This window comes from Pseudomonas sp. 20P_3.2_Bac5, assembly GCF_025466035.1.
Lineage (GTDB): Bacteria > Pseudomonadota > Gammaproteobacteria > Pseudomonadales > Pseudomonadaceae > Aquipseudomonas.
In genome coordinates, this window is record NZ_JANLOA010000068.1 from 39,166 (window position 1) to 60,619 (window position 21,454).

The 21,454-nt window shown below is 62.4% G+C and carries 24 protein-coding genes; 10 read left to right on the top strand and 14 right to left on the bottom strand.

Translation table 11 applies throughout. The annotated features are described in order from the left end of the window. Positions 1–26 precede the first annotated feature (26 nt). A complete protein-coding gene (locus tag NTD88_RS12580; RefSeq protein ID WP_262155286.1) occupies positions 27–1,334 on the top strand; it encodes an NAD(P)/FAD-dependent oxidoreductase in 1,308 nt (435 codons plus the stop codon). A gap of 64 nt (positions 1,335–1,398) precedes the next feature. Here NTD88_RS12580 and fadD1 read toward each other — a convergent pair whose 3' ends face one another. Both fadD1 and fadD2 read right to left on the bottom strand, forming a co-directional pair. Next, the gene (gene fadD1, locus NTD88_RS12585; RefSeq protein ID WP_095153878.1) at positions 1,399–3,096 is read right to left on the bottom strand and encodes a long-chain-fatty-acid--CoA ligase FadD1; all 1,698 of its coding nucleotides are present in this window, start codon (positions 3,094–3,096) and stop codon (positions 1,399–1,401) included. 296 nt (positions 3,097–3,392) lie between these two features. Then, positions 3,393–5,081 carry a long-chain-fatty-acid--CoA ligase FadD2 gene (gene fadD2, locus NTD88_RS12590; protein ID WP_262129199.1) on the bottom strand — a complete coding sequence of 563 codons (1,689 nt, stop codon included), beginning with the start codon at positions 5,079–5,081 and terminating at the stop codon, positions 3,393–3,395. 212 nt (positions 5,082–5,293) lie between these two features. Between fadD2 and NTD88_RS12595 the strand changes: the two genes are divergently transcribed. Further along, positions 5,294–6,238 carry an alpha/beta hydrolase gene (locus NTD88_RS12595; RefSeq protein WP_262155288.1) on the top strand — a complete coding sequence of 315 codons (945 nt, stop codon included), beginning with the start codon at positions 5,294–5,296 and terminating at the stop codon, positions 6,236–6,238. A 40-nt stretch (positions 6,239–6,278) separates the two neighbouring features. Further along, positions 6,279–6,749, top strand: a complete 471-nt coding sequence (locus NTD88_RS12600) for a MaoC family dehydratase (RefSeq protein WP_095153881.1) — start codon at positions 6,279–6,281, stop codon at positions 6,747–6,749. Positions 6,750–6,808: 59 nt separating this feature from the next. Here NTD88_RS12600 and NTD88_RS12605 read toward each other — a convergent pair whose 3' ends face one another. Beyond that, positions 6,809–7,294: a GyrI-like domain-containing protein gene (locus NTD88_RS12605; RefSeq protein ID WP_410017274.1), complete on the bottom strand. Its 486-nt coding sequence runs from the start codon at positions 7,292–7,294 to the stop codon at positions 6,809–6,811. A 116-nt stretch (positions 7,295–7,410) separates the two neighbouring features. Between NTD88_RS12605 and NTD88_RS12610 the strand changes: the two genes are divergently transcribed. After that, positions 7,411–8,214, top strand: coding sequence for a helix-turn-helix domain-containing protein (locus tag NTD88_RS12610; protein ID WP_262155290.1), 804 nt, complete (start codon positions 7,411–7,413; stop codon positions 8,212–8,214). Here NTD88_RS12610 and NTD88_RS12615 read toward each other — a convergent pair. The 4 genes from NTD88_RS12615 to NTD88_RS12630 form a co-directional block, all read right to left on the bottom strand. After that, positions 8,192–8,836, bottom strand: coding sequence for a LysE family translocator (locus tag NTD88_RS12615; RefSeq protein ID WP_262155291.1), 645 nt, complete (start codon positions 8,834–8,836; stop codon positions 8,192–8,194). The genes NTD88_RS12610 and NTD88_RS12615 overlap by 23 nt on opposite strands. Before the next feature lie 86 nt (positions 8,837–8,922). Then, positions 8,923–9,255, bottom strand: coding sequence for a type II toxin-antitoxin system HicB family antitoxin (locus NTD88_RS12620; RefSeq protein WP_262129194.1), 333 nt, complete (start codon positions 9,253–9,255; stop codon positions 8,923–8,925). Continuing rightward, complete coding sequence (locus NTD88_RS12625; protein ID WP_262129193.1) at positions 9,248–9,505, bottom strand: type II toxin-antitoxin system HicA family toxin; 258 nt, start codon at positions 9,503–9,505, stop codon at positions 9,248–9,250. The genes NTD88_RS12620 and NTD88_RS12625 overlap by 8 nt, the downstream gene beginning before the upstream one ends. A 58-nt stretch (positions 9,506–9,563) precedes the next feature. After that, positions 9,564–10,520: a threonine dehydratase gene (locus NTD88_RS12630; RefSeq protein WP_262155293.1), complete on the bottom strand. Its 957-nt coding sequence runs from the start codon at positions 10,518–10,520 to the stop codon at positions 9,564–9,566. A gap of 89 nt (positions 10,521–10,609) precedes the next feature. On the opposite strand from NTD88_RS12630, the gene NTD88_RS12635 reads away from it, so the two are divergent. From NTD88_RS12635 to ada, 3 genes are all read left to right on the top strand, one after another. Beyond that, entirely contained in the window at positions 10,610–11,974 is a 1,365-nt protein-coding gene (locus NTD88_RS12635) for a PLP-dependent aminotransferase family protein (RefSeq protein ID WP_262155294.1), read from the top strand. Positions 11,975–12,027: 53 nt separating this feature from the next. Beyond that, positions 12,028–12,654 carry a DNA-3-methyladenine glycosylase family protein gene (locus NTD88_RS12640; RefSeq protein WP_262155295.1) on the top strand — a complete coding sequence of 209 codons (627 nt, stop codon included), beginning with the start codon at positions 12,028–12,030 and terminating at the stop codon, positions 12,652–12,654. A 116-nt stretch (positions 12,655–12,770) separates the two neighbouring features. Next, positions 12,771–13,835 (top strand): bifunctional DNA-binding transcriptional regulator/O6-methylguanine-DNA methyltransferase Ada, encoded by a 1,065-nt coding sequence (gene ada / locus NTD88_RS12645; RefSeq protein ID WP_262155296.1) that lies wholly within the window; start codon positions 12,771–12,773, stop codon positions 13,833–13,835. A 102-nt stretch (positions 13,836–13,937) separates the two neighbouring features. Here the strand turns inward: ada and NTD88_RS12650 are convergent, their stop codons facing one another. Further along, positions 13,938–14,183 (bottom strand): DUF2790 domain-containing protein, encoded by a 246-nt coding sequence (locus NTD88_RS12650; RefSeq protein WP_262155297.1) that lies wholly within the window; start codon positions 14,181–14,183, stop codon positions 13,938–13,940. A gap of 277 nt (positions 14,184–14,460) precedes the next feature. Here NTD88_RS12650 and NTD88_RS12655 point away from each other — a divergent pair, with 277 nt between their 5' ends. Further along, positions 14,461–14,922 carry a GNAT family N-acetyltransferase gene (locus NTD88_RS12655; protein ID WP_262155298.1) on the top strand — a complete coding sequence of 154 codons (462 nt, stop codon included), beginning with the start codon at positions 14,461–14,463 and terminating at the stop codon, positions 14,920–14,922. Here NTD88_RS12655 and def read toward each other — a convergent pair. From def to NTD88_RS12675, 4 genes are all read right to left on the bottom strand, one after another. Beyond that, complete coding sequence (gene def / locus NTD88_RS12660; protein WP_095153893.1) at positions 14,874–15,413, bottom strand: peptide deformylase; 540 nt, start codon at positions 15,411–15,413, stop codon at positions 14,874–14,876. The two genes, NTD88_RS12655 and def, sit on opposite strands and share 49 nt — an antisense overlap. Further along, on the bottom strand, positions 15,403–16,377 hold the full coding sequence (locus NTD88_RS12665) for a YihY/virulence factor BrkB family protein (RefSeq protein WP_262129188.1): 975 nt from the start codon (positions 16,375–16,377) through the stop codon (positions 15,403–15,405). Before NTD88_RS12665 ends, def begins: the two co-directional genes overlap by 11 nt. A gap of 156 nt (positions 16,378–16,533) precedes the next feature. Next, positions 16,534–16,713, bottom strand: coding sequence for a CsbD family protein (locus NTD88_RS12670; RefSeq protein WP_262155299.1), 180 nt, complete (start codon positions 16,711–16,713; stop codon positions 16,534–16,536). Between the two features lie 90 nt (positions 16,714–16,803). Further along, entirely contained in the window at positions 16,804–17,244 is a 441-nt protein-coding gene (locus NTD88_RS12675; protein ID WP_371864259.1) for a hypothetical protein, read from the bottom strand. Positions 17,245–17,436: 192 nt separating this feature from the next. Between NTD88_RS12675 and NTD88_RS12680 the strand changes: the two genes are divergently transcribed. After that, a complete protein-coding gene (locus tag NTD88_RS12680) occupies positions 17,437–17,814 on the top strand; it encodes a hypothetical protein (protein ID WP_095153897.1) in 378 nt (125 codons plus the stop codon). On the opposite strand, the gene NTD88_RS12685 is transcribed toward NTD88_RS12680, so the two are convergent. Further along, a complete protein-coding gene (locus NTD88_RS12685) occupies positions 17,815–18,651 on the bottom strand; it encodes a S1 RNA-binding domain-containing protein (RefSeq protein ID WP_095153898.1) in 837 nt (278 codons plus the stop codon). A gap of 155 nt (positions 18,652–18,806) precedes the next feature. Here NTD88_RS12685 and NTD88_RS12690 point away from each other — a divergent pair, with 155 nt between their 5' ends. Next, positions 18,807–19,673 (top strand): DUF6279 family lipoprotein, encoded by an 867-nt coding sequence (locus NTD88_RS12690; RefSeq protein ID WP_095153899.1) that lies wholly within the window; start codon positions 18,807–18,809, stop codon positions 19,671–19,673. Positions 19,674–19,682: 9 nt separating this feature from the next. Here the strand turns inward: NTD88_RS12690 and aceK are convergent, their stop codons facing one another. Then, the gene (aceK, locus tag NTD88_RS12695) at positions 19,683–21,413 is read right to left on the bottom strand and encodes a bifunctional isocitrate dehydrogenase kinase/phosphatase (RefSeq protein WP_262155300.1); all 1,731 of its coding nucleotides are present in this window, start codon (positions 21,411–21,413) and stop codon (positions 19,683–19,685) included. Positions 21,414–21,454 lie beyond the last annotated feature (41 nt).

The following is a 21,454-nucleotide window of genomic DNA, read 5'->3' on the forward strand; positions in this document are numbered from 1 at the left end:
CTCTTTTTCCGCCAAGGATCCGAATCATGAATGCAGCTTTGAACTCGCGTACCGCGCAGCGCGCCGCGTCCTACTACACCGCCAGCCTCAACGACCCGACCCAGTACCCGACCCTGCAAGGCACGGTCGAGGTCGATGTGGTGATCATCGGCGGCGGCTTCACCGGCGTTGCCAGCGCGGTGGAACTGGCCGAGCGCGGCCTTAAAGTCGCCATCGTCGAAACCAACCGCATCGGCTGGGGCGCCAGCGGGCGCAACGGCGGCCAGGTCACCGGCAGCCTGTCCGGCGATGAAGCGATGCGTAAACAGATGCGCGGCAAACTGGGCGATGACGTCGATGATTTCATCTGGCACCTGCGCTTTCGCGGCCACCAGATCATCGAGCAGCGGGTGCAGCGCTATGGCATCGACTGCGACCTCAAGCACGGTCACCTGCACGCGGCGATGAAGCCGTCGCACATGGCCGAACTGCGCGCCTTCGCCGCAGAAGCCGAGCGGCGCGGCATGGGCGATCAGGTGCAGTTGCTGGACCGCGAAGGCATGCGCCAGCACCTGGATTCGCCGCTGTACCTCGGCGCGCTGAAAAACCTGCGCAACCTGCACCTGCACCCGCTCAACCTGTGTATGGGCGAAGCCCGCGCCGCCCACAGCCTGGGCGCGCTGATCTTCGAGAACTCGGAGGTGCTGGACATCGTCCATGGCGCGAACCCGGCAGTGGTCACCGCCCAGGGTCGGATCAACGCGAAACAGGTGCTGCTGGCCGGCGACGTCTACCACAAGCTCGAGCCGGGCCAACTCAAGGGCAAGATCTTCCCGGCCATGGGCGGCATCGTCACCACCGCGCCGCTGGGTGACCTGGCGCGGCAGATCAACCCGCACGACCTGGCGGTGTACGACTGCCGTTTCGTCCTCGACTACTACCGCATGACCGCCGATGGCCGCCTGCTGTTCGGCGGTGGCGCCAACTACTCCGGTCGCGACTCACGGGATATCGCCGGCGAACTGCGGCCGTGCATTGAGCGCACGTTCCCGGCGCTGAAAGGCGTGCCGATCGAGTTCCAGTGGAGTTGCGCCATGGGCATCGTGGTCAACCGCATTCCGCAACTGGGCAAGCTGTCGGACAACGTCTGGTACTGCCAGGGCTATTCCGGGCATGGCGTTGCCAGCAGCCACATCATGGGCGAGATCATGGCCGAGGCGATTACCGGGACACTGGAGAAATTCGACACCTTCGCCGGCTGCTCGCATGTGCGCGTGCCGCTGGGCGATGTGCTGGGGAATCCGCTGTTGGCGGCGGGGATGTGGTACTACCAGATGCTTGAGAAATTGCGCTGAAGCCTCTTCGCGAGCAAGCTCGCTCCTACAGTGTAGGAGCGAGCTTGCTCGCGAAGGATTTGAATCAAGCGATCTTCTTGAGACCCAACTTCTTCAACTCTTCATCCCGCAGCTCGCGCCGCAGGATCTTGCCGACGTTGGTGGTCGGCAACGTATCGCGGAACTCGACGAAGCGCGGCACCTTGTAGCCGGTGACGTTGGCACGCATGTGCTCCATCACCTGCTCGCGGGTCAGGGTCACGCCCGGCTTGACCACGATGAACACCTTGATGAGCTCGCCCGACTTCTCGTCCGGCACGCCGATAGCCGCGCATTGCAGCACACCCGGCAGGGTCGCCATGACATCTTCCAGCTCGTTGGGGTACACGTTGAAGCCGGACACCAGGATCATGTCTTTCTTGCGATCGACAATCCGCATGTAGCCGTCCGGCCGGATAACCGCGATGTCACCCGTCTTCAACCAGCCTTCGGCATCGAGGATTTCGGCGGTGGCATCCGGACGCTGCCAGTAGCCCTTCATCACTTGCGGGCCCTTGACGCACAACTCGCCCACTTCACCCAGCGGCAACTCGTTGCCGGCATCGTCAACCACCCGACACAGGGTCGAGGGCACCGGAATGCCAATGGTGCCGGCCTGGATGTTCTGCGCCGGGTTGACCGACGCTACCGGGCTGGTCTCGGTCATGCCGTAGCCTTCGCAGATCGCGCAACCGGTCACGTCTTTCCAGCGCTCGCCGACCGATAACTGCAAGGCCATGCCGCCGGAGAGGGTCACTTTCAGCGCCGAGAAGTCCAGAGCGCGGAAGCCTTCGTTGTTGCACAGGGCAACGAACAGGGTGTTCAGCCCGACGAAGCCGCTGAACTTCCACTTCGACAGTTCCTTGACCATCGCCGGCAGGTCACGCGGGTTGCTGATCAGGATGTTGTGACCACCGATCAGCATCATCGCCATGCAGTGAAAGGTGAAGGCGTAGATGTGATAGAGCGGCAGCGGGGTGATGAGGATTTCGCAGCCTTCATTGAGGTTCGAACCCATCAGCGCCTTGCACTGCAGCATGTTGGCCACCAGGTTGCGGTGGGTCAGCATGGCGCCCTTGGCAACGCCGGTGGTGCCGCCGGTGTATTGCAGGACGGCAACGTCGTCATGGGCCGGCGAGGCTTCCTTGACCGACTTGCCGCGCCCCTTGGCCAGGGCGTCGTTGAACTTCACGGCGGTAGGCAGGTGATAGGCCGGCACCATCTTCTTCACGTACTTGATCACGCTGTTGACCAGCAGCCGCTTGAGCGGTGGCAGCAGGTCGGCGACCTCGGTGACGATGATGTGCTTGACCTGGGTCTTGGGCACGACTTTCTCGGCCAGGTGCGCCATGTTCGCCAGGCACACCAGCGCCTTGACGCCCGCGTCGTTGAATTGATGTTCCATTTCCCGCGCCGTGTAGAGCGGGTTGGTGTTGACCACGATCAGGCCGGCGCGCATGGCGCCAAAGACCGCGACAGGGTATTGCAGAACGTTCGGCAGTTGAACGGCAATGCGGTCGCCGGGTTGCAGGTCGGTGTGCTGCTGCAGATAAGCAGCAAAGGCACCGGACAACTCGTACAATTCGCCGTAAGTCAGGGTCTTGCCCAAGTTGCTGAATGCCGGTTTATCGGCAAAGCGCTGGCAGGACTGCTTCAACACCGCTTGGATATTCGGATACTCATCAGGATTGATTTGCGAGGCAACCCCGGCTGGGTACTTATCCTTCCAAAAGTTTTCAATCATGGAAGCCCACTCCTCCAGCACAGCGAATTCTTCACCGCGTCGATGCGATTATTATTGATATTTGATGTCGGTTTATTGCAAACCGATTGATCAGAAGCGCGCCGAGAGTAGCAGCTTTACCAGGGGTCGCCTAGAGCTAAAGCGGCCCAACTGGTCACTAAAATGACTCATGAATAATCATTGGTCATATTTAGAGTAAAGATTCTAGGCGCGAGTAAAAGCCATAAATAACAAGCCGCAGGATAGTGCGACAAACCGCTCTATCCTGCCGCTTTCAGCTTATAGCTTGTAGCTGCTCAAGCCGGTTCGCGCAACTCGCGACGAAGAATTTTGCCCACCGGCGTCATCGGCAGCGAGTCGCGCAACACGATGTGCTTGGGCACTTTGTAGCCGGTGAAGTTGGCTTTGCAGTAGGCCTTGAGCTCTTCCAGGCTGACGCCGCCCTCGCGCGCGACCACGAACAACTTCACCGCCTCGCCGGAACGCTCGTCCGGCACGCCGATGGCCGCGCAACTGGCGACCTTCGGGTGCGCCATCATCACGTCTTCGATTTCGTTCGGGTACACGTTGAAACCCGAGACGATGATCATGTCCTTCTTGCGGTCGACGATGCGGGTGAAGCCGTCCGGATCGATCACCGCGATATCGCCGGTCTTGAACCAGCCTTCGCCGTCGAAGGATTCGGCGGTGGACTCAGGACGCTGCCAGTAACCTTTCATGACCTGCGGCCCCTTGATGCACAGCTCGCCGCGCTCGCCCAGCGGCAACTCGTTGCCGTCGTCATCGGTGACCTTGAACGCCGTGCCCGGCACCGGAATGCCCACCGTGCCGAGGCGCGCCAGTTGCCCGTAAGGATTGGTGCTGGCCACCGGCGAGGTTTCGGTCAGGCCGTAGCCTTCGACGATGCGACAGCCCGTGATCTGCTCCCAGCGCTCGGCAGTGGCCTTGACCAGCGCGGTGCCGCCGGAGTTGGTGACCTTGAGCGCGGAGAAATCCAGGTCCTTGAAACCGGGGTTGTCCATCAGCGCAACGAATAGCGTGTTCAGCCCCAGCAGCGCCGAGAAGCGCCACTTCTTCAGTTCCTTGACGAAGCCGGGAATGTCGCGCGGGTTGGTGATCAGTACGTTGTGGTTGCCGGTGACCATCATGCACATGCAATTCGCGGTGAAGGCATAGATGTGGTACAGCGGCAGCGGCGCGATCATCACTTCCTGGCCGTCCTTGAGCAGCTTCTGCCCGTCAGGACCGATCTGCGAGAAACACGCCAGCACCTGGAGCATGTTCGCCACTAGGTTGCCGTGGCTGAGCATCGCGCCCTTGGCCACGCCGGTGGTGCCGCCGGTGTATTGCAGCACCGCAATGTCCTCGTGGTTCGACTGCACCGGCTTGAGCGAATGGCCCCTGCCCTGGCGCAGCACCTGCTTGAACGGCAACGCCTGCGGCAAGTGATAGGCGGGGACCATCTTCTTCACCTTGGCCACCACGGTATTGACCAGCCAGCCCTTGGCGGCAGGCAGCATGTCGCCCATCTTCGCCTCGATCAGCACCTCGATGCCGGTATCGGGCAGCACTTCCTGCACCAGCTTGCCGAACATGTTCAGGTAGACCAGCGCGCGGGCGCCGGAGTCCTTGAATTGGTGGCGCATCTCGCGAGCGGTATACAGCGGGTTGGTGTTGACCACGATCAGCCCGGCGCGCAACGCGCCGAACACGGCGATGGGGTATTGCAGGACATTGGGCATCTGCACCGCGATGCGATCGCCCGGCTTCAGGTCGGTGTACTGCTGCAGCCAGCCGGCGAAGGCCGCGGAATAACGGTCCAGCTCGGCATAGGTAAGGGTCACGCCCAGGTTGGTGAAGGCCGGACGGTCGGCGAACTTCTTGCAGGAGCGCTCGAACACTTCGATCACCGATTTATAGGTGCTCATGTCGATCTGCGAAGGGACGCCCTCGGGGCGCTTGTCGTTCCAGAAATCGGCGTGCATTTATTATTGTCCTCGTTCCTGAGCCTTTGACGGGGCCGGTTGCCTGCTTGCAAAACGGCATTCTGCCGACGTTAGCAGCTCCGCCACAGGCGGCAAATACGCCAAGGACCGTCATTGATTGTGTGAATCTCGGCGCCCCGCGTGGCTCGATCCAGGCGCTGGCTATAGGCTATACAGTAGCTGCACCCGCGATCCGCACAGGGAAATCCGCCATGTTCCACGACGCCTTCTGGCTGCCGGCCAGCAATCACTGCAGCCTGTATGTCCACCAATGGCTGCCGACTACACCGGTCCGCGCCGTGGTGTTGCTGGCCCACGGCATGGCTGAGCACGCCGGTCGTTACCAGCGCCTCGGCGAGGCCCTGAGCAGTGCCGGTTTCGCGCTGTACGCCCATGACCAGCGCGGCCACGGCCGCACTGCCGAACTCGGCACCCTCGGCCTGTTCGCCCGTGAAAATGGCTGGAATGCCGTGGTCAACGACCTGGGTCTGCTCAGTCAACACATCGGCCAGCAGTATCCGGGCGTGCCGGTATTTCTGTTCGGTCACAGCATGGGCAGCTACATCGCCCAGGCGTACCTGCTGCACCACAGCGGCAGCCTGCAAGGCGCGGTGCTCAGCGGCTCGAACTTCCAGCCTCCGGCGCTCTACCGTGCGGCGCGGCAGATCGCTCGTCTGGAGAGTTGGCGTCAGGGCCCGCAAGGACGCAGCGCGCTGATCGAATGGCTGTCGTTCGGTTCGTTCAACAAGGCGTTCAAGCCGACCCGCACGGCCTCCGACTGGCTCAGCCGCGACCCCGCCGAAGTCGACCGCTACGTCGCCGACCCGCTGTGCGGCTTCCGCTGCTGCAACCGGTTATGGATCGACCTGCTCACCGGCCTTGAACACATCAGCCGCCACGCCAACCTCGCGCAGATCGATCCGAACCTGCCAATTCTGGTCATGGGCGGTGAATGTGATCCGGTGAGTGCCGGCAAGCGTCTGAAAGATCTGACCGGCGCCCTGCGCCTGTCCGGGAACCAGCACGTGCAACTGCGACTCTATCCGCGGGCACGGCATGAATTGCTCAACGAAACCAACCGCGACGAGGTTACCGCGCAGCTTATCGACTGGCTGGAACAGACCCTGGCCCTTGGCCGGCCAGCCCGCAGCGAGTAATACTGCCCGCCCCCGTCGCGCCCTGAAGGAAGCACCACGAATGACCCAGGTCACCAACACGCCTTACGAATCCCTCGAAGTCGGCCAGACCGCCAGCTTCAGCAAGACCGTCGAAGAACGTGACATCCAACTGTTCGCCGCGATGTCCGGTGACCACAACCCGGTGCACCTGGATGCCGAGTTCGCGGCCAAGAGCATGTTCAAGGAGCGCATTGCCCACGGCATGTTCAGCGGCGCGCTGATCAGTGCGGCGGTGGCCTGCGAACTGCCTGGCCCCGGCACCATCTACCTGGGCCAGCAAATGAGCTTCCAGAAACCGGTGAAGATCGGCGACACGCTGACCGTGCGCCTGGAAATCCTCGAAAAACTGCCGAAATTCCGCGTGCGCATCGCCACCCGCGTGTTCAACCAGAACGAAGAGCTGGTGGTGGACGGCGAAGCCGAGATCCTCGCCCCGCGCAAACAGCAGACCGTCGATCTGGTCAGCCCGCCGCCGATCACCTTCGGCTGACGCCCTCCCGCAAGCGGCGCTCGCTGCAGCGCCGCTTGGGACGACAGGTTGGCCGTGTGTCAGCCCTCCAGCGGGATCCAGATTTCTACCAGCCCGCTGGCAGTCTCCGCATCGAAATCATCGCCATAACGCTCGAACTCCGGCGCCTCGGCGGCGCGCTCACCGGAAGCCGGCAACCACTGTTTCCAGATTTTTTCGAAGGTGTGGCCCAGGCCGCTCACCTTGCCACGGTGTTCGAACACCGCATAACGCTGCGGCGCCAGGGTGTGCCAGGTGAAATACGGCGGCAGGACACTGGTGCTGCGCACCTCGACGCCAGCGATATACAAGAACCCGCCCTGACCATCGAAGTTGCAGCACACGCCGTAGGTCTCGTCACCGATCTGGCCCGGGATCTTGCCGATTTGCGGTGCCAGGCGCTCCCAGAGCGCGGGAATGCTTTTGTTGGTCTGTTGGGTGTAGCGCTCGCCAAAACCGGCGATGGTGAATGACCGCCCATGTTCGAATCGTGCGGGAGCAAACCCGGCTTCCATTTGGGTCGACATATCCATGCCTCACAAGGTCAATTCATAAAGATCCATGACGGGCGGCATTATGGGTTGCCGCGCCTAATGGCACTCCGCTAGCGTAGCCGCGTTGCATACTCGGGGAAACCTGCCAAATGGCATTAATCAGTCAGCCACTCCAAGCCTTCGGCCTGGTCGAGTCGTCCTGGGTCAGGGCCAGTTCGGCCTGCTTCGAGCGGCATACCCACGACGAATATGTGCTCGGCGCCAACCTGCGCGGCAACGAGCGCATCTGGCTGGACGGCCAGACCCTGGAAGTGCCGCCCGGCAGTGTCACGCTGTACAACCCGCTGGCGGTGCAGGCCTCGGAGTTCGCCGAGGACGGTGTCGAATACATCAGCCTGCACCTGGACCCGGACGCCCTGCGCCACATCGCCAGGGACAACAATCTGCAACAGTTTGATGACAGCTTGAGCTTCGCCCAGGGTGTGCTGCACAACACGGTGCTGTACCACGCCATTGTCGACTTCGCCAAAGCGGACGCCGGCGAACCGGCGTATCAGGAAGAAGCGCTACTGGCCCTGCTCGCCCAGTTGCTCGAACAACCGACGGCGCCAGCCATCGAACAGGCGGGCTCACTGCGCCTGGCCATGCAGCTCATGCGTGACACCCCGCAAGCAAAGCTCGCACTGGAAGAGGTGGCGGCGGTCGCGGGGTTGAGCAAATACCACTTCGTGCGCTGCTTCAAGAAAGCCACGGGACTGGCGCCCCTGCAGTTCCACATGCAACTGCGCCTGAGCGAAGCCCGACGACGTTTGCGTGATGGCCTGCATCCCGCGGAGGTGGCAGACGCCCTGGGTTTCTACGATCAGAGCCATTTCATCAACGCCTTCCGCCGGGTCATGGGCGTGACCCCGAACAGTTACTGGCAGGCGTTCAGAGCGTCGGCGCGAGGATGAATTCGCGGTAGCCGGAAACGATCACGTACACCGCGAAGTAGCAGAAGATCGCCGCCGAAGCGAGGTAGGACCAAGTCAACAAGCGGTCGCCGAGCAATCGCCCACCGTGGCTGGCCACCCCGCACAGCGTCACGCACCAGAGCACCCCGGCGCTGAAGAAGCCGCTCAGGAACACCCCCGCCTCCACCGGCCCACCGGCGCCGGAGCGAGAGATCAGCACACCGCCCACTGCGGCGAACCAGAGAATTGCGCTGGGCGACGACATGGCCAGGAAGATCCCGCGCAAAAACTCCCGCCAGGGCGACTCGCGCACCACCTTGGCCTCGGTGTCCAGGTGCGCATCGCCACGGATCGCGGCCAGCAACATCTTCACCGCGAACCACACCAGCAGCAGCGAACCGCCAACCCACAGCACCCAGCGCACGGCGCTGAACTGCAACAGCACGGTCATCCCGGCCAGCGCCGCCAGGGCGTAGAGCAGATCGCCGACGCAGGTACCCAGGCCCAGCCACATGCCCTGCCAGAAGCCACGCTGCATGGCCAGGGTGATCATCGCGATATTGGCCACGCCAATGTCCAGGCACAGCGACAGGCTCAGAAGAAATCCGTTGGAAAAAGGCATGAACGATCCGCTACCGGCTACAGGAAAAGGCAGCCGGCATTAAAACGGATCTGGTGGGGGATGTATTGGAAGAAATTGCGCGCGGATCAGACCAGAGCGGCCTGCTCGAACACCTCATCGGCCCACTGATTGAGGCTCTTGCCGGCTTTCTGCGCGGCGATGGTTGCGGCAGCGTGCACTTCCGGGCGGATGCGCAGCATCACTTTGCCGGAAGCCGGTTTTTCCGGCGCGACCCCGCGCTCCTCGCAATCGCTCAGGTAATCCTCCAGCGCCAGCCGGAACGCCTCGTGCAGCGCACTAACGGAACTGGCGTGGAAACTGATGATGTCCCGCACACCCAGGACACGCCCGACGAAGATATCGTCGCGGGCGTCATAGTCGATTCGGGCCGCATAGCCCTTGTAACTCATGCTACTCATGTTCAACTCCTGCCCGCAGGAGAAACTCCCGGGCCTCCTCAACCTGATAACGCCTGGCCTCCTTGCCGGGATGGGGCCGGTGGCAGCGCCATTGCTGCAGTCCCAGCACCAGCTTGACCCTCGACCCTTCACGCTCATGCACCGAGCCACCTAGAAAGACGATCAAGGCTTCGATATCTGCGAACACCAGCGAACTGCTGGTGGGTGACCGAAAGAGGGTTTCGAGGGTTTTGCGATGTCGATTGTTCATTCGCGGATGCTATCAAATCAAGATAGCACTCTTTCCGTCGAGATCCATTCAAGACTTTTCAGTCACCCGCCAACACCCGCGCAAACTGCTCCCGATCGATATTCGCGCCGCTGAGAATCACCGCCACCTTGCGCCCCTTTTGCCGCTCGCGTTCCTGGTGCAATGCGGCAAGGCCGGCCGCGCCGGCGCCTTCGGCGGTGTTGTGGGTGTCTTCGTGGTAGATGCGGATGGCCCGGGCGATTTCATCGTCGCTGACCCGGACGATGCGCGCCGCGCCTTCGCGAATGATGTCGAAGGCTTCCGGCTGCGGAATGCGGCAGGCCATGCCGTCGGCGAAGGTGTCGGCGGTTTCGGTGGTGACGATGCGGCCCTGCTCGACACTGCGGGCAAAGGCATCGGCCTCGGTGGAGACCACGCCGATGATCTCGGTCTTCAGCCCGAGCAGATCACGGGTACGGATCAACCCGCAGATGCCAGAGCCCATGCCGATCGGAACGTAGACCGCATCCAGGTCCGCCACCGCCTCGAACAGTTCCAGCGCATAGGTGGCCACGCCGCGAATCAGTTGCGGGTGAAACGGCGGCACGCTCTCGTAGCCATGCACGTGTCCCAGCCGCGCGGCCTCGGCCCTGGCCTGGTCGAAGTCGCTGCCGTGCTCCACCAGCTCGGCGCCAAGGGCGCGCATGGCTGCGTTTTTTTCCCGGGAGTTGCCTTCGGGCACCACGATGATGATCGGCAACCCGGCATTGCGCGCCGCCAGCGCCATGCTCTGGCCGTGGTTGCCGCGCGTAGCGGTGACCAGGCCACGCACGGCCGGCGAGCGGCCATGCAGAGACTGCACGTAAAGCAAGCCGCCACGCACCTTGAAGGCACCGGTGGGCGTGTGGTTTTCATGCTTGACCCAGACCTCGCAACCCAGCCGCTCGGCCAGCCGCGGCCAGGCGTACTGCGGGGTGGCGGGCACCTGGGCGTGGACCAGGCGGGCGGCTTCGCGCAAGGCAGGCAGATCGAACATGGAACACCTCGGGTCAGGGGATTTGACCCGATCCTAGTGGCCGCGCATTGTATGGGTAAAACCTTATATTGCATGGCCGACAATAAAACATGTGGATCCCCAGCCTTCCCGACGACGGACAACCCCGCTACCTGGCCCTGGTCGCCGCCATCGCCCGCGCCATCGAAAGCGGCGAGCTTCAGGTCGGCGCCCGCCTGCCACCGCAGCGGCGCCTGGCCTGGGCGCTGGGCCTGAACCCGAGCACCACGCAACAGGCCTATCGCGAGGCGGCGGCGCGGCATCTGGTGTCCGGCGAGGTCGGTCGCGGCACCTACGTGCTCGCCGGCAGCAAGGAGGCCACCCTGTTCCGCCTCAAACAGCGGGACAACGGTAGCTCGCAGATCGACCTGTCGACCAACGTGCCCGTGGTCGATACCGACAGCGAAGATTTCGACCGGACCCTGCGCGAGTTGCTGCAGCAAAACCCAAGCCACACCCTTGAACACTACCTCGGCGCCGAACAGTTGCTGCTCGGTCGCGTGCACGGTGCCAGTTGGTTGTCGCAGCGCGGACTGCACCTGACCGCCGCGCAGGTGCTGCTGTGCGGTGGCGCTCAGCAGGGGCTGTTCAGTGTGCTGTTGTCGTTCTGCCAGCCCGGCGAAGCGGTGATGGTCGAAGCGCTGACCGCTCCCGGGATCAAGGCTGCTTGCCGGCAATTGCGCTTGCCGCTGCACGGCGTCGCCATGGACCACGAAGGTATTCTCCCCGACGACCTCGACCGCGTCGCCCGGGCCAGCGGCGCCCGGGTGCTGGTGCTGACGCCGGCGCTGCACAATCCCACCGGCGCCTGCATGGGCGAACAACGTCGTCGCGATATCGCAGCGGTGGTGGAACGGCTGGACCTGTTGCTGGTGGAGGACGATGTCTACGGCGCCCTGGGCGACCAGCCACCCTTGCTGCCGCTGTTGGGCCCGCGAGGGTTGCTGGTCAGCAGCCTGTCCAAGACCGTCTGCGCCGGCCTGCGCCTGGGCTGGATTGTCGGCGATGCGGCGTTGCTGGAGCGCATCGACCCGTATTCCCAGGCCACCCATTGGCCCATCGCCCCGCTGGTCCTGCAGATCGCCTGCCGCTGGATCGAGGACGGCACCGCCGCGCGCAAGCTCGCCTGGCAGCGCGAGGAGGTCAATCAACGCTGGCGCCTGGCGACCAGGCTGCTGGGCCCGGCGATGGCGCTTCAGGCCACGCCGTCGCCGCATGTCTGGGTCAGCGGCCCGCGTCCGGGCGAAGTGCTGGCCGCAGCCTGCCGGGCCAAGGGCGTCGAAGTCGTGCCCGCCCAGGTGTTCGCGGTCAAGCAGGGCCAGGTGCCGGCGATCCGCGTCAGCCTTACCGCCGCCCGCAGCCGGGCCGAGCTGAAACAGGCGCTGGAACGGGTTGCGCAGGTGCTGGACGAATTCGCCGCGCAGGATCCGGAGTGACAGCCGCGCCCGCCCTCCTACACTCAAGCCGCTGTTACGGAAACGGATCCCTCATGACGTCACTCGAAACCTTCTACACCCAGGCCGCCGCCCACCTCAGCCAGCAAGACCCGGCCTGGGCCGCGCACATCGCGGCCATCGGCCCGTGCCTGCACACCCCACTGCCGACCCGCGATCCTTATCAGGCGCTGGTCCGCGCCATCGCCTATCAGCAACTGCATGCCCGCGCCGCCGAGGCGATCCTCGCGCGTTTTCTCGCGCTCTATCCGGATTCAACGTTTCCCGACCCCGCGCAACTGCTGGCGACCACGCCGGAGCAACTGCGCGCCTGTGGATTTTCCGGGCGCAAGATCACCACCGTACAGGCCGTCGCCCAGGCGCGGCTGGACGGTTTGGTGCCGGATCACGACGAGGCCCGGCAACTGGCGCATGAAGTGCTGATCGAACGCCTGACCCGGCTGCCCGGTGTCGGCCGCTGGACCGTGGAAATGCTGCTGATCTACACCCTGGAACAGATGGACATCCTGCCGGTCGATGACTTCGGCGTGCGCGAAGGCTACCGTCGCCTGCAGGGACTGGCCGCACAACCGACGCGCAAGCACCTGCAGGAACTGGGCACGGCCTGGAGCCCCTACCGCACGGTGGCGGCGTGGTATTTATGGCGGGTGCCGACAAAGTGAATTCGAAAGCAAGCAGCGGAGTTTTCCGTGGTCCGGGGATTTCTAGACTGTGATCCAGCGTCAGCAGTTGGCTTGCTGCCATTGATGGACAGGCCCCGGCTTTTCGGAGGAAGAACATGCGCCCTAAAACCCAACCCACGGTCAGCGAATCCGATCCACGCTGGCAAGCCCTGCTCGCCCGCGACCCGGCCGCCGACCCGTCGTTCGTCTACGGCGTGCGCACCACCGGCGTCTATTGCCGCGCGTCCAGCCCGGCGCGCCGGCCGCGCATCGAAAACGTCGAGTTCTTCGCCACTGCGGCCGAAGCCGAAGCCGCCGGCTACCGACCAAGCCGACGCCGCGGCACCGACCAGAACGACCTGGCGCGGCAACACGCAGCCCAGGTCGCCCGGGCCTGCAAGCTGATTGAAGAGGCCGAAACCGAACCGAGCCTGGAGCAGTTGGCGGAGCAGGTGAACATGAGCCCGTACCATTTCCACCGGGTGTTCAAGCGCGCCACCGGCTTGACGCCGAAGGCCTACGCCACGGCGCACCGCGCGCAAAAGCTGCGCCAGCACCTGCAGCGTGCCGACTCCATCACCGAGGCGGTCTACGAAGCGGGTTTCAATTCCAACAGCCGCTTCTACGAATCCAGCAATGCCCGCCTCGGCATGACACCGGCGACCTACCGGGATGGCGGCGCCAAGACCGATATCCACTTCGCCATCGCCCAGTGCTCGCTGGGCGCAATACTCGTCGCACAAAGCACCAAGGGCATCTGCGCGATCCTGCTGGGTGACGACCCGCAGGCGCTGCTGCAGGACCTGCAGGACAAATTCCCCAAGGCCCATTTCATCGGCGCCGATGCCGCGTTCGAACGGTTGGTGGCGCGGGTGGTGGGTTTCGTCGAAGCGCCGGCGATCGGCCTCGACCTGCCGCTGGACCTGCGCGGCACAGCGTTCCAGGAGCGGGTCTGGCAGGCGTTGCGGGATATTCCGGTGGGCAGCACTGCCAGCTATGCCGAGATCGCCGAACGCATCGGCTCGCCCAAGGCGATTCGCGCCGTGGCCAAGGCCTGCGCGGCCAACAGCATCGCGGTGGCGGTGCCCTGCCATCGAGTCGTGCGCAGCGACGGCAACCTGTCGGGTTATCGCTGGGGCGTGGCGCGCAAACAGCAGTTGCTGGAGCGGGAAAGAACCTGATTGGTTATCGAAGCCACACTAATAAACCGTCTACAAGTGCAAACTCAAGACAATAAAAAGCCCCCGTTCAAACGGGGGCTTTGAATCAACCAAGTGCAACTTTCAACCCTGGCTGCAACCGTCACCCATGACCCGGTATTCGACGGTGTGGCGCTGGCCCTGATGATCTTCGTAGACCATGGTCGCCGGTACCACTTCACAGACATTCGGAACATTCGACAGACTGATGACCTTGGCGATATCCAGCTTGGTGCCGTAGCTGTATTGCTCAACGGCGGGCTGTGCAGTCTGGTCGGCAAGAGCGAACGAAGAAACGGCAAGCAGTGCAACTGCAATTAATGCTTTCATGAGAGTTGGGCCTTTAAAGCAATCGAGCGAACAGATTGACTTCATGTGCCGAGGTGGCGCGGAGAAGTTGTTATATCAATAAGTGGACATAACACGAAGTACCGATCCCGGTAGAAGTTGTTTACTGGGGATGCGCTCAGTTTACTGATCTGCTAACTTCGTTGAATCGCGAAGCCTGACATTCACTGTTACCGTTTTCGCAACAATAATCGCCGATCCTTACCTGCCGGCAACGCTTTGCGCTCAGCGCAAACGCCCGTGCCAGAGCCCTCGCCCCGTGCAAAACCCGAGCCCGATCCCGTGCAGCCTGCTTAGTACCTCCGAGCGGCCGCTGCTGAATAAATTCTACAAACGCCATGCTTCGCCAATGCGCGCCAACGAGAACAGCGTGGTTTGGGTCGCCCGGGCGGGTGAAATCATCGCCGCGCTGAACCTGACAGCGGTGCCGGGCGGTCAGTGGCTGACCGGCCTGCTGGTCGCGCCGGACTGGCGCAGGCAGCAGGTCGCGAGACGCCTGATCGACGAGGCCAGCCAGAATGCCGAAGGCTTCATCTGGCTGTTCTGTCATCCGGATCTGCGGGCGTTCTATGAACGGCTCGGTTTCGTCGTCGATGAAACGCTGCCGGCCGCCCTTGCCGAACGCCTGGCCCGCTACCGACGCAGCAAGCCATTGCTGGCGATGGCGCGGGATCAGTCGTCGCTGGCCGGATCCAGCCCGGGGAACAGCACCTCGGTGTAACCGAAGCGGCTGAAGTCGTGGATGCGCGAGGGGTAGAGGCGACCGATCAGGTGGTCGCACTCATGTTGCACCACCCGGGCGTGGAAGCCTTCGGCGGTGCGGCGGATCGGCTGGCCATCGGGGTCGACGCCTTCGTAGTAGATGCCCTTGTAGCGGCTGACCACGCCGCGCAGACCCGGCACCGACAAACAACCTTCCCAGCCCTCTTCCAGTTCGCTGCCCATCGGCGTGATGACCGGGTTGAGCAGGATGGTCTGCGGCACCGGTTCGGCATCCGGGTAACGCTCGCTGCGCTCGAAGCCGAAGATCACCAGTTGCAGGTCGACACCGATCTGCGGCGCGGCCAGGCCGACACCGCCGACATGGCGCATGGTTTCGAACATGTCGTCGATCAGTTGCGTCAGTTCGGCGCTGCCGAACATATGCTCCGGGACCGGCGGGGCGATGCGCAACAAGCGCTCATCGCCCATCTTGAGAATGTCATGAATCATGGGGGGCTCGGTTGACAGGTTCTGCCTCGGGAGCCAGGGAATGATCGCGCCCCAGCCCGGAAACATGCTTTTTATCATGCTCGGCAGCGTTTTCACCGGGTTCTTTTTCCCCCGGGTCCTTGCCCTCGTCGGACATGTGCTCGATCACCGCATTCATTTCCGCACCAAGCAGCAACACCGCCGCAGAAATGTAGAAATACAGCAACAGCACGATGATCGCGCCGATGCTGCCGTACATCGCGTTGTAGTCGGCGAAGGTCTTCACGTAGTAACCGAAGCCCAGCGAGGCGATGATCCACACCACCACCGCCAGCACCGAGCCGGGGGTGATGAAGCGGAATTCCTGTTTCACATCGGGCATCACGTAGTAGATCAACGCCACCGCCACCATCATCAGAATCACGATGGCCGGCCAGCGCAGCACCGTCCACACCGTGACGATGATTTCTTCCATACCGATTTGCGACGCCACCCAGCTCATGACCTGAGGCCCCAGCACCATCAGCGCCGCAGCCGCCAGCAGCATGCCGGCAATACCGACTGTGTAGAAAATCGAAAGCGGAATGCGCTTCCACACCGGACGGCCTTCGGCCACGTCGTAGGCGGCGTTCATCGCGCTCATCATCAGGCGCACGCCGGCCGAGGCGGTCCACAGGGCGATGACGATACCCACCGAAAGCAAGCCGCCCTTGGATTGCTGCAACTGGTCGATCACCGGGTTGACCTGTTCCAGCGCCTGCGGCGGCAGCACCAGCTCCGACTGCAGGCGCAGCCAGGAGAAGAAGTCCGGCAGGTGCAGGAAACCGATCAGGGCAATGAGAAACAGCAGGAAGGGGAACAACGAGAACAGCATCTGGTAGGCGAGTGCCGAGGCGTAGGTGGACATCTCATCATCGAGAAACTCGCTGACCGTACGCACCAGCACGCGGTGTAGTGGAATCCCGCGCAAGTGGGGAAGAATCATGGCGTCTCCTTTCGCTGCCCGAAGCACTGGTTCCCGGGTCGAAATTGGGAAAAGTTACAAAACAGTCTAATAGACCCCACGCAGATGGTCGCGATTCAATCCTGCAGACAAAAAAACGGCCACCCGAAGATGGCCGCTTTCCGACAGCTACAGCAATCAAGGCTTCTTCACGGCATCCTTGACCTTGCCGGCCACCTGCTGGGCTTCGCCCTTGAGTTCCTGGGCCTTGCCCTCAGCGCGCAGACGATCATTGTCGGTAGCCTTGCCGACGCCTTGCTTGATGTTGCCGACCGCTTCGTTGGCCACGCCTTTGACTTTATCTTTGGTGCCACTCATGGGATTTCTCCTGGAAGGGAACGTCAGAATTGACATGTTGGTTGAGTAGCGAGCGAAGCGCAGAGTTTCATTTATTTTTCGCCCGAAGGCTCACTGGGTCTCGGAATAGCACATGGCGCGTAGATCCGAGTTGCTGATGGTCCCGCAACTCCCGCTCCCTGTCTTGGCATAGCAGTACGTACGCTGATCGCTGTCGCTGATCGTGCCGCAACTGCCGTTACCGGTCTCGGCATAGCATTGCGTGCGCAAATCGGAGTTGCTGATGGTGCCGCAACTGCCGCTCCCCGTCTTGGCATAGCAGTACGTACGCTGATCGCTGTCGCTGATGGTGCCGCAACTGCCGTTACCGGTCTCTGCATAGCATTGCGTGCGCAGATCGGAGTTGCTGATGGTTCCGCAACTGCCACTCCCCGTCTTGGCATAGCAGTACGTCCGTTGATCGGAGTCGCTGATCGTTCCACAACTGGCATTGGCATACCCGCTGAACATCAACAGCAAAGCGATGAGTACCCGCATTTCTTTTTCTTCCATGGCGATACCAGGGACCAGCCTGGCACTAAATAAGGCGACTTCAATTGTCGACGCTGGTTTTGCGCAATCAAATTGACATCATTTCTGGAAAAAGTTCAGAGAGGGCGTTGAGAACCAAAGCGGTCGCTTTATGTTTCACAGCATTGCCAGCACAATATCCGACCTTTCAAGCGTCACCCGTAGGAAACCTGCATGAAACTCGATAAACCCACCGCCATCGCCCGGCGCAACCAGGCGCTGGAAAAACCCATGCTGAACAGCGACAACACGCTATTCGCGGTGCTCGACAGCAAGCGCAACCTGTGGTGGTTCGATGTCCCGGTGGCCTGGCTGCGCAAGAACAGTGAGTTCGTCAACCTGCTCCTGCACACCCCCGAGACTGACAATCTGCAGCACCTGAAAGTGCCGGTGCGCGACCTGCGCACGCACCAGGAGAAGATGGAAGTGCGTAACGCCGGCAAACGCCGCGCGACCATCAGCCTTGCGCTGTCGGCCGACCGTGACTCGCTGTTGCGTGACTTGCGGCCCGGTGGCGACAACCTGGACTTCTCCGGTTATCGCCAACGCTGATCAGGCCAGCTCGATGCGGTTGTCGTGGATAACGATCTGACCGCTCTTGTACAAGGCGCCGATGGCCTTTTTGAAGTTGCCCTTGCTGACCCCGAACATGTCGCTGATCACTTGCGGATCGCTCTTGTCGTTGAGCGGCAGCACGCCATCGGAAGCCTTGAGCTTCGCCAGGATCTGCTCGTGCAGGCCAAGAGCGGCGTCCTGGCCGATGGGCTGCAGGCTCAGGGCGATCTTGCCGTCGGCGCGCAGTTCCTTGATGTAGCCCTTTTCCTGCTTGCCGGAACGCAGGAACTTGAACACTTCGTTCTTGTGAATCAGGCCCCAGTGCTTGTTGTTGATGATGGCCTTGAAGCCCATCGGGCTCTCTTCCACCACCAGCAGGTCAACCTGCTGGCCGACCCGGTAGTTGGCCGGCGTCTGGTCCAGGTAGCGGTCCAGCTTGGCGGTGGCCGTGATGCGGCGGGTGCGGCGGTCGAGGTAGACGTGCACCACGCAGTACTCACCGGCGCGCATCTGGCGCTTTTCTTCGGAGTACGGCATCAGCAGGTCCTTGGGCAGGCCCCAGTCGAGGAAGATGCCGATGCTGTTGATTTCGATGACCTTGAGGCTGGCGAACTCGCCCACCTGCACTTTGGCCTTCTCGGTGGTGGCGATCAGCTTGTCTTCGCTGTCCAGATAGACAAAGACGTTCAGCCAGTCTTCGACCTCACTGGGCGTGTCCTTGGGGATATAGCGGTTGGGCAGAAGAATCTCGCCATCCGCGCCGCCATCCAGGTACAGACCGAAGTCCGTGTGCTTGACCACCTGCAAGGTGTTGTAACGCCCAACTAAAGCCATGTCCGAAAATCCTCGTTGCGAGCCGCGCATTCTACACCCGAACCATGGGAATCGCCCGACAGATCAGCGCTTTCCTTGTTGAAGGACATCAGGTTGAACCGGTATGGGAAGACCTGTTCTATACCCAGTAAGGATGCCAACCGAAGGGACTCGCTATGTCCGCTCGTCTACTGCGCTGCCTGCGCCCCGCTGCCTTGATCGTCGCCAGCCTGTTTCTGCTGTCATGCACCCGGCTGGACCTCGCTTACCGCAACCTCGATGTGCTGGTGCCCTGGTCCCTCAGCGATTACCTGGACATGAACCGCCAGCAGAAAAGCTGGCTCAACGAGCGCCTCAAGCAGCAATTGGCCTGGCACTGCAAAACCCAACTGCCCGGCTATCTGGACTGGATGGACCGCATTCGCGGCATGGTCGCCAACGATCAGGTCACCGATCAGGGTTTGCAGGAGCGCACCCAGGAAGCCCGTCAGGCCGTGGCCCGGGTCGCCGAGCAAATCACCCCGTCGGCGGCGCAGTTGCTCAAGGGCATGGACGACGAGCAGGTCCGCGAAATGCGCCAGAGCTTTGCGGAAGATATCCGTGAGCGGCAGGCAAAATACGTGAAAACACCGCTATCGAAACAGATCGCGCAGCGCGGTGAACGGATGGAGAAACGCCTGTCGCCGTGGTTCGGCGGCCTCAGTCCACAGCAGCAAGAACGGGTCGCCGCCTGGTCGGCGAGCCTGGGCGAGCAGAACCGCGCCTGGATCGCCAACCGTGCTCACTGGCAGAACGAATTCAGCAACCTGATGGACCAGCGCCAGAGCGACAACTTCGAGCCGCGCCTGGGTGATCTGCTGAAAAACCGCGAACAATTCTGGACCCCGGAATACCGCGTCGCCTTCCAGAACACCGAAGAGCAATTGCGCAGCTTGCTGGTGGACCTGATGGCGCAGAGCAGCGCTCAACAGCGCCAGCACCTGGACAGCCGGCTGGCCCAGGTGCGGCGCGACTTCAGTGAACTGAAGTGCCTGAAAAGCTGAAGCGGTCCGTCAGGCGATCATTTCTTCGCGGCCTTTACGCCGGTACGGGAAGACATCGATCACCTTGCCGGCGCTGATCGCGTCCTGCAGGCCTTTCCAGTACTCGGCATCGTACAGCTCGCCATGCAACTGGCTGAACAGACGGCGCTGGCCCATATCGGCGAAGAGAAACGGCGGGAACTCCTCGGGGAACACGTCGTGCGGGCCAATGGAATACCAGGGCTCGCTGGACATCTCGTCCTCGGGGAAACGCGGCGCCGGGATGCGGCGGAAATTGGCCTCGGTGAGCAGGGTGATTTCGTCATAGTCGTAGAACACCACCCGGCCGTGACGGGTGACGCCGAAGTTCTTCAGCAGCATGTCGCCGGGAAAGATGTTCGCCGCCGCCAGTTGCTTGATCGCCAGACCGTAATCGTCCAGCGCTTCGCGGACCTGGGCATCGGTGGCGTTTTCCAGGTACAGGTTCAGCGGGGTCATGCGCCGCTCGGTCCAGCAGTGACGCACCAGCACCGTGTCGCCTTCCAGGGTCACGGTCGAGGGTGCCACTTCCAGCAGTTCGGCCAGGCAATCCGGGTCAAACTTGCTCACCGGGAAGCGAAAATCGGCGAACTCCTGGGTATCGGCCATACGCCCTACCCGGTCGACGCTCTTCACCATGCGGTACTTTTCGATCACCGTGGCGCGGTCGACGCTTTTCGACGGCGAGAAGCGGTCCTTGATGATCTTGAACACGGTGTTGAAGCCCGTCAGGGTGAACACGCTCATCACCATGCCGCGCACGCCGGGCGCCATGATGAAGCGGTCGTCGGTGCTGGCCAGGTGGTTGATCAGCGCCCGGTAGAACTCCGATTTGCCGTGCTTGTAGAACCCGATCGAGGTGTACAGCTCGGCAATATGTTTACCCGGCAGAATGCGCTTGAGGAAGCCGACGAACTCCGCCGGCACCGGCACATCCACCATGAAATAGGAGCGGGTGAAGGAGAAGATGATCGACACATCAGCTTCGTCGGTGATCAGCGCGTCAATCTCGATGCCATGGCCTTCGCGGTGCAGCAGCGGGATCACCAGCGGCCATTGCTCGTCCTGGGTGAAGATCCGCCCCACCAGGTACGCGCCTTTGTTGCGGTAGAGCACCGGCGAGAACAGCTCGATCTGCAATTGCGGGTCCTTGCACACCCAGTCCGGCAGGTTGTCGCGCAATTGCGCTTCCAGGCGGGCCAGGTCGCCCGGCAGGTCGGCGTAGGGCACATCGAAGCGGTAGTCGTTGAAAATCTGCCCGAGCAGCCCGGCCAGTTGCCCGTCCGGGCGATAGACGCGGGTCTGCGCTGCACGTTCATGGGCGCGCAGCGACGGCCGGGTGGTGTGGATGAACATGCAGCCGTCGCTGATCAGGTCGTGGCTGAACAGGCTGCAGAAGATCGAGTTGTACCAGGTCTCCGACAGCTCATCGTCGAGACGCGGGTCGATCAGGTTGATGTAGGCGCTCTTCACCAGCGGCCAGAACGAGACATCCAGCAGCACCTCGGCGTCGAAGCCCTCGTGCAGGCGGGCGCTGACCTCGGCGACCTTCTCCTCGTAGAGGTTGATCCGCGCCGCCGCGGCGCTCTGGATCTGTTGCCAGAGGGCTTTTTCGAAACGTTCGCGGGCACCGACGGTGATCTGGCGGAAGTGCTCGCGGTAGTTGTCGAAACCTTCGAGGATCATCCGGGCGATATCGGCGGCCGGCCATTGCTGGGGCATATCTGGACCTCTGGCACAAAGGACGAAAGCCTGAGAGTAAC

Coding starts and splice junctions, on each gene's coding strand:
- NTD88_RS12580 (WP_262155286.1), top strand. CDS start 27: ATGAATGCAGCTTTGAACTCGCGTACCGCGCAGCGCGCCGCGTCCTAC.
- fadD1 (WP_095153878.1), bottom strand. CDS start 3,096: ATGATTGAAAACTTTTGGAAGGATAAGTACCCAGCCGGGGTTGCCTCG.
- fadD2 (WP_262129199.1), bottom strand. CDS start 5,081: ATGCACGCCGATTTCTGGAACGACAAGCGCCCCGAGGGCGTCCCTTCG.
- NTD88_RS12595 (WP_262155288.1), top strand. CDS start 5,294: ATGTTCCACGACGCCTTCTGGCTGCCGGCCAGCAATCACTGCAGCCTG.
- NTD88_RS12600 (WP_095153881.1), top strand. CDS start 6,279: ATGACCCAGGTCACCAACACGCCTTACGAATCCCTCGAAGTCGGCCAG.
- NTD88_RS12605 (WP_410017274.1), bottom strand. CDS start 7,294: ATGTCGACCCAAATGGAAGCCGGGTTTGCTCCCGCACGATTCGAACAT.
- NTD88_RS12610 (WP_262155290.1), top strand. CDS start 7,411: ATGGCATTAATCAGTCAGCCACTCCAAGCCTTCGGCCTGGTCGAGTCG.
- NTD88_RS12615 (WP_262155291.1), bottom strand. CDS start 8,836: ATGCCTTTTTCCAACGGATTTCTTCTGAGCCTGTCGCTGTGCCTGGAC.
- NTD88_RS12620 (WP_262129194.1), bottom strand. CDS start 9,255: ATGAGTAGCATGAGTTACAAGGGCTATGCGGCCCGAATCGACTATGAC.
- NTD88_RS12625 (WP_262129193.1), bottom strand. CDS start 9,505: ATGAACAATCGACATCGCAAAACCCTCGAAACCCTCTTTCGGTCACCC.
- NTD88_RS12630 (WP_262155293.1), bottom strand. CDS start 10,520: ATGTTCGATCTGCCTGCCTTGCGCGAAGCCGCCCGCCTGGTCCACGCC.
- NTD88_RS12635 (WP_262155294.1), top strand. CDS start 10,610: ATGTGGATCCCCAGCCTTCCCGACGACGGACAACCCCGCTACCTGGCC.
- NTD88_RS12640 (WP_262155295.1), top strand. CDS start 12,028: ATGACGTCACTCGAAACCTTCTACACCCAGGCCGCCGCCCACCTCAGC.
- ada (WP_262155296.1), top strand. CDS start 12,771: ATGCGCCCTAAAACCCAACCCACGGTCAGCGAATCCGATCCACGCTGG.
- NTD88_RS12650 (WP_262155297.1), bottom strand. CDS start 14,183: ATGAAAGCATTAATTGCAGTTGCACTGCTTGCCGTTTCTTCGTTCGCT.
- def (WP_095153893.1), bottom strand. CDS start 15,413: ATGATTCATGACATTCTCAAGATGGGCGATGAGCGCTTGTTGCGCATC.
- NTD88_RS12665 (WP_262129188.1), bottom strand. CDS start 16,377: ATGATTCTTCCCCACTTGCGCGGGATTCCACTACACCGCGTGCTGGTG.
- NTD88_RS12670 (WP_262155299.1), bottom strand. CDS start 16,713: ATGAGTGGCACCAAAGATAAAGTCAAAGGCGTGGCCAACGAAGCGGTC.
- NTD88_RS12675 (WP_371864259.1), bottom strand. CDS start 17,244: ATGGAAGAAAAAGAAATGCGGGTACTCATCGCTTTGCTGTTGATGTTC.
- NTD88_RS12680 (WP_095153897.1), top strand. CDS start 17,437: ATGAAACTCGATAAACCCACCGCCATCGCCCGGCGCAACCAGGCGCTG.
- NTD88_RS12685 (WP_095153898.1), bottom strand. CDS start 18,651: ATGGCTTTAGTTGGGCGTTACAACACCTTGCAGGTGGTCAAGCACACG.
- NTD88_RS12690 (WP_095153899.1), top strand. CDS start 18,807: ATGTCCGCTCGTCTACTGCGCTGCCTGCGCCCCGCTGCCTTGATCGTC.
- aceK (WP_262155300.1), bottom strand. CDS start 21,413: ATGCCCCAGCAATGGCCGGCCGCCGATATCGCCCGGATGATCCTCGAA.